Origin of the sequence: Pseudomonas sp. NPDC088890, from assembly GCF_044900155.1 — a bacterium.
GTDB classification, from domain to species: Bacteria; Pseudomonadota; Gammaproteobacteria; order Pseudomonadales; family Pseudomonadaceae; genus Aquipseudomonas; species Aquipseudomonas urmiensis.
The window spans coordinates 42,535-56,451 of the sequence record NZ_JBJDNG010000012.1 but is presented as its reverse complement, the minus strand read 5'-3'; the positions used below and the strand labels follow the sequence as shown (position 1 = coordinate 56,451).

Here is a 13,917-nt window from a genome sequence, read left to right as displayed (position 1 = left end):
TTACCCCACTTTCACCATGTGCGGGGCGGCGCGCTCGCCACCTTGGTGGTCCAGGTCACGGCTGACCAGCAGCAGAACCTGTGCCGAAGCATCGGACACCTGAGCCTTGTAGCCGGCAATGGAGCGGGCGAAGACGTTGTAGATGACTACCGCCGGGATTGCGGCGACCAGGCCCAGGGCCGTGGCAAGCAGGGCTTCGGCGATACCTGGAGCAACCACCGCCAGGTTGGTGGTCTGGGTCTTGGCGATGCCGATGAAGCTGTTCATGATGCCCCATACGGTACCGAACAGACCGACGAACGGCGCGGTGGAGCCGATGGTAGCCAGCACGCCAGTGCCGCTGCTCATGTTACGGCCGCTGGCGGCAACCAGGCGCTCAAGACGGAAGCTGACGCGCTCCTTGATGCCTTCTTTCTCGCGGGCGTTGGCCGACAGGCGCATTTCTTCCAGCGCGTCGTGAACCAGAGTATGGGCCAGGGTGCCTTCCTTGTTGGAGGCTTCGCTGGCTTCCTTGAGGCTGACGACCTTCTTCAGCACTTCGACTTCACCGCGCAGACGACGCTTGGCGCCCATCAGCTCGAAGCCCTTGGCGATCCAGATGGTCCAGGTGATGATCGAGGCGATGGCCAGGCCGATCATGACGATCTTCACGACGATGTCGGCGTTCTTGTACATGCCCCAAGGGGACAGGTCATGGGCCATACCCAGCGAGGTATCCTCGACCAGCGCTTCGACGTTCTCGCCTGCTGGGGCCTGGCCATCAGCCACGCTGGCTTGAGTGGCGGCGCCATCGGCAGGGGCCTGGGCAGCTGCGCCTGCGGCAGGTGCGCTGGCGTCTGCTGGAGCAGCGGCGGCGGCCGGGGTGCTGGCTGCCGGGGCGACAGGCTCATCGGCCATGGCGACCGGGGCCAGTACCAGGCTGAACATCAGCGCGGCAATGGCGCGCCATGCGCGCGACGTGGTTGGCGAAGCGGAAGGTTGAGTACGAGTCATGCTGGCCGGACCTGATGAAGAAAATGAGTTGACGTTCACCACGGCCTCGAGGCAGGCCGAGAACAGATAGGGCGCCATTATTGCAAGTAATTCTTGTTAACAAAAGTAATAAGGTTGCTTTTTTTCACCTTTGTCTAGCCGCTGATCGCGTAATACGGCTAGCCTGACCCTTTGAGAAATGGAGTTTAGAGATGTCGGATTTATCTGCTTTGATCGTCGGCTGCGGGGATGTAGGCGGTCGTCTAGCCCGTCAGTTACTGACTTGTGGCTGGCAGGTCAGCGGCCTGCGGCGGTCGGTCGAGCAGTTGCCTGAAGGCGTGAGGCCAGTTGCTGCGGACCTGGCCGACAGCAGCATTCCCGCTGCCTGGCCTGAGCAGTCACCCGACTATCTGGTGTACTGCGTGGCTGCCAGCCAGCATGACGAGGCTGGCTATCAGGCGGCCTACGTCGAAGGCTTGCGCAATGTTCTGGAGTGGTTGCAAGCGCGTGGTCAGCGTCCGCGGCGGCTGCTGTTCGTGTCCAGCAGCAGCGTATTCGCCCAGCAAAACGGCGAGTGGATCGATGAAACCGCTGCGACCGAGCCTGAGGGCTATTCGGGAAGGGTGATGCTTGAGGCCGAGCAATTGGCGCTGCACAGCGGTATCCCGACCAGCCTGGTGCGTTTGACCGGTATTTATGGTCCGGGTCGTGAGTGGCTGCTTAGCCAGGTGCGTCAGGGCTATCGCGTCGCTGAACAGCCGCCGCTGTATGGCAATCGAATCCATGCCGAGGATGCGGCGAGCTTGCTGGCGTACCTGCTGCAGGCGGATGCGCGCGGGGTTGCGTTGGACGATTGCTACATCGGTGTGGATGACGATCCGGCGGCGCTGGCCGATGTGGTCGCCTGGCTGCGCGGTCATATGGGGGTTACCGAGTGGTCGGATGAGCAGCGCGTGCGGCGCACCGGCAGCAAGCGCTGCAGCAATGCACGGGCGCGGGCGTTGGGCTGGGTGCCGCAGTATCCGAGTTATAAAGAGGGCTATGCAGCGATTCTTGAAGGGCGCGAGTGATACACCTATTGCTCTGTGGGGCTTGCCGGCCTATCGCGGGACAAGCCCGCTCCTACAGGGTTCGCGTTGATCCAGAAGGCGACACATCTGGTGTAGGAGCGGGCTTGCCCCGCGATGGGCTCGTAGTGATCAGCTGCGTTCCAGCACCCACTGCCGTGGGCCCGGCGTCAGCTGCGGTATCTCATCTGGCAATGCATTGTTGACCGCGCGGAAGATCTCCAGCTTGTCACCCTCACGTTTGAAGATGAACGGACCGCCACGCTGGTTGCGTTCCAGCCACAGGGTGTCGTTTTCTCCCCCCATGGTCGCGCAATCACCTTCCAGGCACAGCGCGTAACGATCAGGCCCTGGCAGGCCGGTCACGCTGCCGTTGTCGGCGAAGCGAACCACGCCGCCGCTGCCTTGACCCTCGACGATCTTCCATTCGCCACCCAGGTACGCTTTATAGAGGGCCTTCTCGAAGCTGCCGCCTAAAGGGGCATCAGCAGGTGCGGGGTGTTCGGGCTTTACAAAATCCTGCTGTTTGCCGTTCGGGTCGGTGACGTGTAGCGCCTTGCCGGACAGCTTGATGCGCTCGATGTAGTTGCGCTCGAACCTGGCTTCCCACTCGTCCCCTACAGCGCTCAGTTGGCCGTCCCCAGCTTCGAAACCATTGCTGAAGCTGGCCTGCTGGCAGGCAACGTCGAGTTTCCATTCGAACACTGGGCCATGCGCTCTGAGGGCCTGGCGCAGGCTGCCACCTTCTGCGGCGGCATCGATGGCGGCCTGGTTGATCCAGGTGCCGTTGTAATCTTCGGGTTTATGGCTGGCGCAGCCGCCCAGGAGCAGGGCTGCCAGCGCGAGAGGCAGGGCTTTACGCATGATGAAAAACCTTGAGGCAGGGAAGGTGACGGGCAGGGCGCCCGTCACCAGGGGCATCACTCGATGACCAGGATCGCGTCCATCTCGACCTGTGCGCCCTTTGGCAGGGCGGCCACGCCAATGGCGGCGCGGGCTGGGTAGGGCTGCTCGAAGTAGCGGCCCATGATCTCGTTGACCTTGGCGAAGTGGCTCAGGTCGGTGAGGAAGATGTTCAGCTTGACGATGTCCTTGAACGAACCGCCAGCAGCCTCGGCCACCGACTTGAGGTTCTCGAACACCTGCACGGTCTGGGCTTCGAAGCCTTCGACCAGTTCCATGGTTTTCGGGTCCAGGGGGATCTGGCCAGACATGTACACGGTGTTACCGGCCTTGATCGCCTGGGAGTAGGTGCCGATGGCGGCTGGGGCCTTGTCGCTGTTGATGACGGTCTTGGTCATGATGACTCCTTGCGGTTGGCGGACTACGCACGCATGCGGGTGATGCGGACCACGCCGGTCAGGGTGCGCAACTTCTTGATCACACGAGCCAGGTGCACACGGTCGTGCACGCTGACCACCAGCTGGACCACGCTGATACGGCCGTCGCGTTCGTCCATGCTGATCTTCTCGATGTTGCCGTCGGCAGCGTTGACGCTGCTGGCCAGCAGGGCGATCAGGCCGCGCTGATGCTCAAGCTCGACACGCAGCTCGACGTTGAACTCGCCAGTGACGTCCTTGGCCCAGGAGAGTTGCAGGCACTTCTCCGGGTTATGGCGGATTTCACTAATGTTGCGGCAGTCTTCCAGGTGCACGACCATGCCCTTGCCCGCCGACAGGTGGCCGACGATCGGGTCGCCCGGGATCGGCGTGCAGCACTTGGCGTAGCTGAGCACCAGGCCCTCGGTGCCGCGGATCGCCAGCGGGCCTTCCGGCGCTGGCAACTGCTCGCCTTCGGCAGACAGTAGGCGACGAGCGACCACATAGGCCATGCGGTTGCCCAGGCCGATGTCTTCGAGCAGGTCTTCGACGACTTCCAGGCGGTACTCGGTAAGGATCGGCTGGATGCGTTCGTGGGGGATCTTGTCCAGGCTGCTGTCGAAACCGGTCAGCACCTTGTTCAGCAAGCGTTCGCCGAGGCTGATCGACTCGGAGCGGCGTTGCTGCTTGAGCGCGTGGCGGATGTGCGTGCGCGCCTTGCCGGTCACCACGAAGTTGAGCCAGGCCGGATTGGGTCGGGCGCCCGGGGCGCTGACGATTTCCACGGTCGAGCCGCTTTGCAGTGGCTCGGACAGCGGCGCCAGGCGGCGGTTGATGCGACAGGCGATGCAACTATTGCCGACGTCGGTATGCACCGCGTAGGCGAAGTCGACGGCAGTGGAGCCTTTGGGCAGCTCCATGATCCGCCCTTTGGGCGTGAACACGTAGACCTCGTCCGGGAACAGGTCGATCTTCACGCTTTCGATGAATTCCAGCGAGTTGCCAGCGCGCTGCTGCAACTCGAGGATGCCCTTGACCCACTGACGGGCGCGGGCATGGCTGCCTTTTGGCTGTTCATCGTCGTTGGACTTGTACAGCCAATGCGCGGCGATGCCGTTGTTGGCCATTTCTTCCATTTCGCGGGTGCGAATTTGGATTTCGATGGGCACGCCATGCATGCCGAACAGCGTGGTGTGCAACGACTGGTAGCCGTTGGCCTTGGGGATCGCGATGTAATCCTTGAAGCGTCCAGGCAGCGGCTTGTACAGGTTGTGCACGGCGCCGAGCACGCGGTAGCAGGTGTCGACCTTGTCGACGATGATGCGAAACGCGTAGACATCCATGATCTCGTTGAAGGCGCGGCGCTTGCCGCGCATCTTCTTGTAGATGCCATAGAGGTGCTTCTGGCGGCCGCTGACTTCGCCTTCGATGCCGTCGGTGGCCAGGCAGTTGGCCAGCGATTGTTCGATCTTGGCGACGATCTCTTTGCGGTTGCCACGGGCGCGCTTGACCGCCTGGTGAATGCGCGATGAGCGCATCGGGTGCATGGCCTTGAAGCCCAGGTCCTCGAACTCTACGCGCACGGTGTGCATGCCCAAGCGGTTGGCGATCGGGGCGTAGATCTCGAGGGTTTCCTTGGCGATGCGTCGGCGTTTTTCGCCCGACAGCACTTCCAGGGTGCGCATGTTGTGCAGGCGGTCGGCCAGCTTGACCAGGATCACGCGGATATCGCGGGCCATGGCCATGGCCATCTTCTGGAAGTTTTCCGCCTGCGCCTCGGCCTTGGTCTCGAAGTTCATCTGGGTCAGTTTGCTGACCCCATCGACCAGTTCGGCAACCGTCTCGCCAAACTGCTGGCTGAGGGCTTCCTTGGCGATGCCGGTGTCTTCGATAACGTCGTGCAGCATGGCCGCCATCAGGCTTTGATGGTCCATGTGCATGTCGGCGAGGATGCCGGCGACTGCCAGCGGATGAGTCACGTAGGGTTCGCCACTGCGGCGGCGTTGCCCATCGTGCGCCTGTTCGGCGTAGAAGTAGGCTCGGCGGACCAGGTTGACCTGCTCCGGACCGAGGTAGGTCGACAGCCGTTCGGCGAGGGTGTCTATGCTCGGCATGGGTTTACCTCCTGCCGAGGAAGAGGTCCTGTTGCCGCACGACGTCGACCGGGCATCAATCAGACAGCCTCGTTGGACTCGTCCTCGAACGCGGCGAACACCGGATCCTCGGTGACGATCTCTTCGGCTGCGATGAATTCATTGGTGACGATGCCTTCGGCGATTTCGCGCAGGGCGACTACGGTCGGCTTGTCGTTTTCCCATGCAACGCGTGGCTCTTTACCACCGGTGGCCAGCTGACGGGCGCGCTTGGTGGAGAGCATGACCAGCTCAAAGCGGTTATCCACGTGTTCCAGGCAGTCTTCAACAGTTACGCGGGCCATGGTCTTCCTCAGTAGCAATGCGGTAGGCGTACAGCCCAGAATGGGCAGGCGGACTGTGTAGTTTAAAAAATCACCAGCCAATAGGGAAGGGCTGTTTTGTCCTTCCTTGGCGCTGCAAAACCCTGTGGGAGCGGGCTTGCCCGCGAAAGGGCCGGTACAGACGCCTTGTATGCCTCTGACGATAACGGCTTCACGGGCCAGAACACAACAGGCGATAACGCCCTAACGCAATAACGCACCGCGCAGATGCGGTGTCAGCTCCTCGAACAGTGTCTGCACCGAACGCAGGGCGCGGCAATCTGGGCGGGTCAGCAGCCACAGCTGGGTGTCGCAGCCCGGTAGCGGCGCACTCAGCGCCTCGACGTCGGCCATGCCACGCACCATGTAGTCCGGCAGCGCCGCCACGCCCAGGCCGGTGCTGACCAGCTGGGCAATGGTCGACATGCCGCTGCACTGGTAGCGTGGGATCAAGTTGGGGTACTGCTGGTTGCGCCAGACCACGGTGGGGTGGTCTTGCATCGAGTCGTCCGGGGCGATCCACGGCACGCTGTTGGCCGACTCGGACAGGCGCTCGCGCAGGCTTGGGTGGCCGCAGATGACATAGGAGGTCGAACCCAGGCAGCGGCCAACCAGATGCTCGGGCGGCGTGTTGGTCAGGCGCAGGGCGATGTCGGCGTCGCGTCGGCTGAGGTTGGCGAAGGTATTCGAGGTGCCCAGCTCCAGCGACAGCGCGGGGTAGTTGGGCATGAAGGTCGCCAGCGCCGGCAGCAGCAGGCTGTGCAGTACCGCCTCGGTGCAGGTCAGGCGCACCGTGCCGCTGACAACTTGCTCACCGCTGGTCAGGGCAATCCGCGCTGCCTCCAGCGCAAGTTCGGCTCGCTCGGCTTGCTCGGCCAGGGCTTGGGCAGTGTCGGTGGGCAGGTAGCCCTTGCGGCTTTTGACGAACAGCGCAGTGCCTAGCGCCGATTCCAGTCGGCGAATCGAGCGGAACACCGTCGAAACGTCGACCTTGAGTAGCTCGGCGGCCTTGGCCAGCGACCGCCCCCGCTCCAGGGCCAGGACCAGGGAGAGGTCGGCGTGGGAGATTTGATATTGCATTGGTGCACGCTCTGCTTGCCGAAATGCCAATGTCTGTTGCGTTGGGGCCATTTTATAGTGAAACGGCCTGCCCGAATCAATGCACTCGGTCGGGTCGATAAATCCCCACGATGGGACAGTGAAAAGAACAACAGCAGCAACCATCGTCGCCCGTGAGGCGCCAGCCGTATCTCCCCACATCGCCGCTCCACATCAAAGGATGTACAGCCATGACGTCGGTCACCCCGTGCGCCAGTTCTTCCAGCGAGATGAAAGACTTCCTCCAGGCTCATCCAGACACCCAATACGTTGATCTGCTGATCTCCGACATGAATGGCGTGGTGCGTGGCAAGCGCATCGAGCGCGCCAGCCTGCACAAGGTCTACGAGAAAGGCATCAATCTGCCGGCCTCGTTGTTCGCCCTGGACATCAACGGCTCGACCGTGGAGAGCACCGGCCTTGGCCTGGACATCGGCGATGCTGACCGGATCTGCTACCCGATCCCTGGCACCCTGTGCGACGAACCCTGGCAAAAGCGCCCTACCGCGCAGTTGCTGATGACCATGCACGAGCTCGAGGGCGAGCCGTTCTTCGCTGATCCGCGTGAAGTACTGCGTCAGGTGGTGAGCAAGTTCGATGACCTGGGCCTGGACATCTGCGCGGCGTTCGAGCTGGAGTTCTACCTGATCGATCAAGACAACCTCAACGGTCGCCCGCAGCCGCCGCGCTCGCCCATCTCCGGCAAGCGCCCGCAGTCGACCCAGGTGTACCTGATCGACGACCTCGACGAATACGCCGACTGCCTGCAAGACATGCTCGAAGCCGCCAAGGAGCAGGGCATTCCGGCGGATGCCATCGTCAAGGAAAGCGCCCCGGCACAGTTCGAGGTCAACCTGCACCACGTCGCCGATGCGATGAAGGCCTGCGACTACGCGATCCTGCTCAAGCGCCTGATCAAGAACGTTGCCTACGACCATGAGATGGACACCACCTTCATGGCCAAGCCCTACCCGGGCCAGGCGGGCAACGGCCTGCACGTACACATCTCGCTGCTCGACAAGAAGACCGGCAAGAACATCTTCACCAGTGACGACCCGCTCGAAAGCGAGCAACTGCGCCATGCGGTCGCCGGGGTGCTGGAAACCATGCCAGCGTCGATGGCCTTCCTCTGCCCGAACATCAACTCCTACCGCCGCTTCGGCGCCCAGTTCTACGTGCCCAACGCGCCGAGCTGGGGCCTGGACAACCGTACCGTGGCCGTGCGCGTGCCGACCGGCAGCAGCGACGCCGTGCGCATCGAACACCGCGTGGCGGGCGCCGATGCCAACCCCTACCTGATGATGGCGGCCATCCTTGCCGGCATCCATCACGGCCTGGTCAACAAGCTCGAACCGGGGGAGCCAATCGAAGGCAACTCGTACGAGCAGTTGGAGCAGAGCCTGCCGAACAACCTGCGTGACGCCCTGCGTGCGCTGGATGACAGCGAGATCCTCAACCAATACATCAGCCCGGACTACATCGATATCTTCGTCGCCTGCAAGGAAAGCGAGCTGGCCGAGTTCGAAGTGTCGATCTCCGACCTCGAGTACAACTGGTACCTGCACACGGTGTAAGCCCATGAGCGCAAATGCGGTCCCTCTGATCGGTGTCAGCGCCTGCCGCCAGCAGGTGGGGAAGAACTCGTCGCACACGGTAGGCGACAAGTATGTGGAGGCGGCCGGCTTTGCCGGGACCCCGCTGATTCTCCCGGCCCGCGATGTCGCCAGCGACCCACAGGCGTTGCTGGCCATTCTCGACGGCATTGTTTTTACCGGTTCGCCTTCAAATGTCGAGCCGCATCATTACAATGGCGCCCCCAGCGCCGAGGGCACCCGGCATGACCAGGCGCGTGACCGACTGACCTTGCCGTTGCTGCAGGCGGCGATTGCCGCTGGCGTGCCGGTGCTGTGCATCTGCCGTGGTTTCCAGGAATTGAACGTCGCCCTTGGCGGCAGCTTGCACCAGCGGGTGCAGGAGCTGCCGGGCTACCTGGACCACCGCGAACCTGAGGACGCACCCTTGGCGGTGCAATACGGCCCTCGTCATGCTGTCCGCATCGAAGCGGGCGGGATGTTCGAGCGCTTTGGTCTGGCTGAGCAGTTTGAGGTCAACTCGCTGCACAGCCAGGGGGTCGACCGCTTGGCTCCAGGCCTGCGCGTCGAGGCTAAGGCACCGGATGGCCTGATCGAAGCGGTGTCCATGCTGGACGCGCCGGGCTTTGTGCTCGGCGTGCAATGGCACCCGGAATGGCGTTTCGCCGAAAACCCGGTCTCGCTGCGTCTATTCCAGGCGTTTCGCGAGGCCTGCATCGCCCACGCTGTACGGGAGGGTTCGCGCCAGAAGGCATTCTGACGTCACCCGAAGGTCTCGGATGACTCGCCCCCACGCAGCAGCTTTCAATGAGTGAAAGCGGACCCTCTTCGGACGGTCTGTGAAAACAATACCAATATCGACGGCGAATACTCATGAGCAATTACACTGAATCCGGCCGCCCACCCGATGTGGCGACCGATGCAGGCAACAGCGGCACGCGCGTCAGCAAAGGCTTGGCCAAGGGCCGTTTGGGCCTGTTGGCCAGCGTGGTGCTGGGCATTTCCACCATTGCCCCGGTCTATACCCTGACCGGAGCTCTCGGCCCTACCGTGCGCGAGGTGGGTGCCCACCTTCCCGCCGTATTCATCGTTGGCTTCCTGCCGATGCTGCTGGTCGCCCTCGGCTACCGCGAGCTGAACGCGGCAGAGCCGGACAGCGGCACATCCTTTACCTGGTCGGCACGTGCCTTTGGCCCGATGATCGGCTGGATCGGCGGCTGGGGCTTGGTGGTGGCTACCACCATCGTACTGTCCAACCTGGCCGGGGTTGCCGTCGACTTCTTCTATTTGTTCCTTGGCCAGATTACCGGCGACCAGTCGTTGGCGGCGTTGGCTGACAATTTATTGGTCAATATCAGCACCTGTTGCGTGTTCATCGCCCTGGCAGTGTGGATCTGCTGCCGGGGCATGGGCACGACCATGACCGTCCAGTACGGCCTGGTGGCCCTGCAACTGCTGGTGTTGATCGGCTTTGGCTTTGCCGCGTTCGGTGAAACCGCCGCGCCGCCGCCGCTTGAGTTCGATTTCGCCTGGTTCAACCCGTTTGGCGTCGAATCGTTCTCGGCATTTGCCGCAGGCCTGTCGCTGTCGATCTTCATTTTCTGGGGTTGGGACGTGTGCCTGACGGTCAGCGAAGAGTCGGTCGGTAGCGATGAGGTGCCGGGCAAAGCGGCAACCTGGACCGTGCTGCTGATCCTCGCCTTGTACCTGTTCACTGCGATTGCCACCTTGCAGTTTGCCGGTATCAGTGACGTCGGCTTGGGCCTGGGTAACCCGCGCATTCAAGAAAACGTGTTCGCCCACCTGGCCGGTCCAGTGATGGGGCCGCTGGCGATCCTGATGTCGATTGCGGTATTGGCCAGTACCGCTGCCTCCTTGCAGTCGACCTTCGTTTCGCCTGCGCGGACCTTGTTGGCGATGGGTTACTACGGCGCTGTGCCACAGCGTTTCGCCAAGGTTTGCCCACGTTCGCAGACGCCGCAGTACGCCACGATCTGCGCCGGCATCGCTGCGGCGCTGTTCTACGTGACCATGCGTACCCTGAGTGAAAACGTACTGGCCGACACCATCACTGCCTTGGGCATGATGATCTGCTTCTACTATTCGCTGACGGCGTTTGCCTGCGTCTGGTACTTCCGCCACAGCCTGTTCGACAGCCTGCGCCACTTCTTCATGCGCGGCGTGTGCCCGTTGCTCGGGGGTGTGATTTTGTCGGTGATCTTCGTGCGCACGGCAATCGACAGCGCTTCGCCAGACTTTGGCAGCGGCTCGCATGTAGGGGGCTTGGGGCTGGTGTTCGTGATCGCGGCGATCATCTCGCTGCTGGGGATTTGCTTGATGATGCTGTCGCGGCTGCGGCTGCCGGCGTTCTTCCTTGGGGCTACCTTGCAGCAGCAGGCTACCCTGCAGATTCAGGAATAAAGCTATCGCGGGGCAAGCCCGCTCCCACGTAGCCCGCGAAAGGTCGGGGCTGGCGTGGGAGCGGGCTTGCCCCGCGATGTTTTTTAGCCAACCAATTGCTTGAGCAGCGCCCCATGGCGCTGTTTCTGTTTATCCAGCAGCAGACGGTTCGAGCGGAATACCGCTTTGATGTCTTCAAGCGCAGTCGCGAAATCGTCATTGATGATGACGTACTCGTATTCGCCGTAGTGCTCCATCTCGCTGACCGCTTCCTTCATGCGCCCCTCGATGATCTCCTCGCTATCCTGCCCGCGCCCGGTCAGGCGCTCACGCAGCGCCTCCTGGCTTGGCGGCAGAATGAAGATCGACAGTGCCTGCGGCATCAGCTCGCGAACCTGCTGCGCACCTTGCCAGTCGATCTCCAGGATCAGGTCGATGCCTTGATCCAGGGTCTGCTGCAATGCGCTGCGCGACGTTCCGTAGAAGTTGCCGAACACCTCGGCATGCTCAAGGAAGTCACCCTTGGCGATCAGCGCCTTGAACTCTTCATGCCCCACGAAGTGGTAGTTCACCCCGTGCTCCTCGCCCTGACGCTTGGCACGAGTAGTGTGCGAAACCGAGACGCGGATGTTCTTGTCGGCCTGGGTCAACGCTGTAACCAGGCTGGTCTTGCCAGCGCCGGAGGGCGCCGAGACGATATAAAGGGTGCCGCTGCTGTGATTCATGGTAGGGGTGGCCTTACTCGATGTTCTGTACTTGTTCACGCATCTGTTCGATCAACACCTTCAGGTTGACCGCCGCCTGCGTACTGCGCGGGTCGAAGGCCTTGGAGCCGAGGGTGTTGGCTTCGCGATTGAGTTCCTGCATCAGGAAGTCCAGGCGTCGCCCCGCAGCACCGCCGGACTTCAGCACCCGGCGCACTTCGGTGATGTGGGTATTGAGCCGATCCAGCTCTTCGGCAACATCGCTCTTCTGCGCCAGCAACACCATCTCCTGCTCCAGGCGCTGCGGGTCGAGCTCGGCCTGCATGTCGTGGAAGCGGTCGAGGATTTTCTGCCGCTGCGCAGCGAGCATCTGTGGCACCTGGGCACGCAAGGTGGTGACCTCGGTCGCCATGCCGTCCAGGCGTTCGTTGATCAGTCGGGCCAGTTCCTGGCCTTCGCGTTGGCGACCGGCCTTGAGCTCCTTGAGGGCTTCGTCGAACAGGGCGATGGCTTCGGCATTGAGTGCCTGCGGATCGCTGGCATCACCCACCAGCACGCCAGGCCAGGCCAGCACCTCCAGCGGGTTGAGCGCGGCCGGTTGCTTGATCAGGCTGGCGATGGTTTCGGCAGCGGCAACTAGCTGCGCGGCGCGCTCGCGATCGACCTGCAAGGGTTTGCCGGTGCTCTCTTCACTCAGGCGCAGGGTGCATTCCACCTTGCCGCGCGACAAACCTTGGCGCAAGCCTTCGCGCACCGCGCCTTCGAGGTCGCGCAGGGCTTCTGGCAGGCGCAGGTGCGGTTCCAGGTAACGATGATTGACCGAGCGCAGCTCCCACGCCAGAGTGCCTTGGCTGCCGGCGCGCTCGACGCGAGCAAAAGCGGTCATGCTGTGCACCATGGGGGAGTACCTCGCAAAAGATGGGAAACAGGGAAGCCTTTCGGCTGCAAGGCGCAGGATTGTAGCGCAGTGCGGCCCGGGCGCCCAATCCACCCATCCTATCGACAGCCTACGCGGCAAGTGGGAAAAGGCGACAGGCTGCCCGGGGCGCGACAATAGGCATGTCCCTGCCGGGCTACGGGCTCTATAATGCTCGGCAGATTCAAGTCCCAGTACAGGTATCCCAGATGAAACGTCCAAGTGGTCGCGCCGCCGATCAGCTCCGCTCGATCCGCATTACCCGCAACTACACCAAGCACGCCGAGGGGTCGGTACTGGTCGAGTTCGGTGACACCAAAGTCATCTGCACGGTCAGCGTCGAGAATGGTGTTCCCCGCTTCCTCAAAGGCCAGGGCCAAGGTTGGCTGACCGCCGAATACGGCATGCTGCCGCGTTCGACCGGTGAGCGTAACCAGCGTGAAGCCAGCCGTGGCAAGCAGGGTGGTCGCACCCTGGAAATCCAGCGTCTGATCGGCCGTGCCCTGCGCGCAGCGCTGGACATGAAAAAGCTCGGTGAGGTCACCCTGTACGTCGACTGCGACGTGATCCAGGCCGATGGCGGCACCCGCACAGCATCGATCACCGGTGCCATGGTCGCCCTGGTCGATGCCCTGCGCGTGATCAAGAAGCGCGGCGGCCTCAAGGGCGGTGACCCGCTCAAGCACATGATCGCTGCCGTATCGGTCGGCATGTACCAAGGCGAAGCAGTGCTCGACCTGGACTACCTGGAAGACTCCGCTGCCGAGACCGACCTGAACGTGGTCATGACCAGCGCCGGTGGTTTCATCGAAGTGCAGGGCACCGCCGAAGGTGCGCCGTTCCAGCCTGAAGACTTCAACGCCATGCTGGCGCTGGCACATAAGGGCATGAACGAAATCTACGAACTGCAGAACGCCGCACTGGCCGACTGAGCGCAATGCCAAGGAGGTGCGGACATGAGTGATCCGAACGTACCGGTCAATCTGCCCAATTCCGAGATCCGCCAATGGGCGATGTTCTGTCACCTCTCGGCACTGCTCGGCCTGGCAGTGCCCCTTGGGCATTTGCTGGGGCCGTTGGTGATGTGGATCTGGAAGCGTGAGCTTGATCCGTTCATCGATGCCCAGGGCAAGGAAGCGCTGAATTTTCAGATCAGCGTGACCATTGCCGGGTTTATCTGCTTCCTGCTGACGTTCGTGCTGATCGGGCTGGTGCTGTTCGCCATCCTGGCGGTGGCGGTGCTGATCCTGATCATTCTGGCGGGGGTCAAGGCTAATGAGGGGCAGGCGTATCGCTATCCCTTCATCTGGCGGCCGATCAAGTAGAACGAGTTGGGGCCGCTTCGCGCCCCATCGCAGGCAAGCCAGCTCCTACAGCAATCGTGCTGATTGTAG

Annotated in this window: 14 protein-coding genes; 6 read left to right on the top strand and 8 right to left on the bottom strand. The window is 62.4% G+C overall.

Annotated features, from left to right (window positions below):
- A complete protein-coding gene (gene exbB / locus ACI2JX_RS21360; RefSeq protein WP_368973408.1) occupies positions 1-993 on the bottom strand; it encodes a tonB-system energizer ExbB in 993 nt (330 codons plus the stop codon).
- 191 nt (positions 994-1,184) lie between these two features.
- Here exbB and ACI2JX_RS21355 point away from each other — a divergent pair, with 191 nt between their 5' ends.
- Positions 1,185-2,042 carry an NAD-dependent epimerase/dehydratase family protein gene (locus ACI2JX_RS21355; protein ID WP_404690934.1) on the top strand — a complete coding sequence of 286 codons (858 nt, stop codon included), beginning with the start codon at positions 1,185-1,187 and terminating at the stop codon, positions 2,040-2,042.
- 129 nt (positions 2,043-2,171) lie between these two features.
- On the opposite strand, the gene ACI2JX_RS21350 is transcribed toward ACI2JX_RS21355, so the two are convergent.
- From ACI2JX_RS21350 to ACI2JX_RS21330, 5 genes are all read right to left on the bottom strand, one after another.
- Positions 2,172-2,903 (bottom strand): hypothetical protein, encoded by a 732-nt coding sequence (locus ACI2JX_RS21350; RefSeq protein ID WP_404690933.1) that lies wholly within the window; start codon positions 2,901-2,903, stop codon positions 2,172-2,174.
- A gap of 56 nt (positions 2,904-2,959) precedes the next feature.
- On the bottom strand, positions 2,960-3,340 hold the full coding sequence (locus tag ACI2JX_RS21345) for a RidA family protein (RefSeq protein WP_186553030.1): 381 nt from the start codon (positions 3,338-3,340) through the stop codon (positions 2,960-2,962).
- Positions 3,341-3,363: 23 nt separating this feature from the next.
- Positions 3,364-5,472 (bottom strand): bifunctional GTP diphosphokinase/guanosine-3',5'-bis pyrophosphate 3'-pyrophosphohydrolase, encoded by a 2,109-nt coding sequence (spoT, locus tag ACI2JX_RS21340; protein WP_264234008.1) that lies wholly within the window; start codon positions 5,470-5,472, stop codon positions 3,364-3,366.
- A 59-nt stretch (positions 5,473-5,531) separates the two neighbouring features.
- Positions 5,532-5,795: a DNA-directed RNA polymerase subunit omega gene (rpoZ, locus tag ACI2JX_RS21335; RefSeq protein WP_012312123.1), complete on the bottom strand. Its 264-nt coding sequence runs from the start codon at positions 5,793-5,795 to the stop codon at positions 5,532-5,534.
- Positions 5,796-6,017: 222 nt separating this feature from the next.
- On the bottom strand, positions 6,018-6,893 hold the full coding sequence (locus ACI2JX_RS21330; RefSeq protein WP_264234004.1) for a LysR family transcriptional regulator: 876 nt from the start codon (positions 6,891-6,893) through the stop codon (positions 6,018-6,020).
- A gap of 248 nt (positions 6,894-7,141) precedes the next feature.
- Here ACI2JX_RS21330 and ACI2JX_RS21325 point away from each other — a divergent pair, with 248 nt between their 5' ends.
- The 3 genes from ACI2JX_RS21325 to ACI2JX_RS21315 all read left to right on the top strand — a co-directional run bounded on the left by ACI2JX_RS21325 (position 7,142) and on the right by ACI2JX_RS21315 (position 10,924).
- Complete coding sequence (locus tag ACI2JX_RS21325) at positions 7,142-8,485, top strand: glutamine synthetase family protein (protein ID WP_372353292.1); 1,344 nt, start codon at positions 7,142-7,144, stop codon at positions 8,483-8,485.
- Between the two features lie 4 nt (positions 8,486-8,489).
- A complete protein-coding gene (locus ACI2JX_RS21320; protein ID WP_404690932.1) occupies positions 8,490-9,263 on the top strand; it encodes a gamma-glutamyl-gamma-aminobutyrate hydrolase family protein in 774 nt (257 codons plus the stop codon).
- A 113-nt stretch (positions 9,264-9,376) separates the two neighbouring features.
- On the top strand, positions 9,377-10,924 hold the full coding sequence (locus tag ACI2JX_RS21315) for an APC family permease (protein WP_186553025.1): 1,548 nt from the start codon (positions 9,377-9,379) through the stop codon (positions 10,922-10,924).
- Between the two features lie 83 nt (positions 10,925-11,007).
- On the opposite strand, the gene gmk is transcribed toward ACI2JX_RS21315, so the two are convergent.
- Together gmk and ACI2JX_RS21305 are read right to left on the bottom strand one after the other, a co-directional pair.
- Entirely contained in the window at positions 11,008-11,628 is a 621-nt protein-coding gene (gene gmk, locus ACI2JX_RS21310) for a guanylate kinase (protein ID WP_404690931.1), read from the bottom strand.
- 13 nt (positions 11,629-11,641) lie between these two features.
- Positions 11,642-12,505 carry a YicC/YloC family endoribonuclease gene (locus tag ACI2JX_RS21305; protein ID WP_186553023.1) on the bottom strand — a complete coding sequence of 288 codons (864 nt, stop codon included), beginning with the start codon at positions 12,503-12,505 and terminating at the stop codon, positions 11,642-11,644.
- A 227-nt stretch (positions 12,506-12,732) separates the two neighbouring features.
- Here ACI2JX_RS21305 and rph point away from each other — a divergent pair, with 227 nt between their 5' ends.
- Both rph and ACI2JX_RS21295 read left to right on the top strand, forming a co-directional pair.
- A complete protein-coding gene (rph, locus tag ACI2JX_RS21300; protein ID WP_264233997.1) occupies positions 12,733-13,455 on the top strand; it encodes a ribonuclease PH in 723 nt (240 codons plus the stop codon).
- A 24-nt stretch (positions 13,456-13,479) separates the two neighbouring features.
- Positions 13,480-13,848 carry a DUF4870 domain-containing protein gene (locus tag ACI2JX_RS21295; protein WP_186553021.1) on the top strand — a complete coding sequence of 123 codons (369 nt, stop codon included), beginning with the start codon at positions 13,480-13,482 and terminating at the stop codon, positions 13,846-13,848.
- Positions 13,849-13,917: the final 69 nt, after the last annotated feature.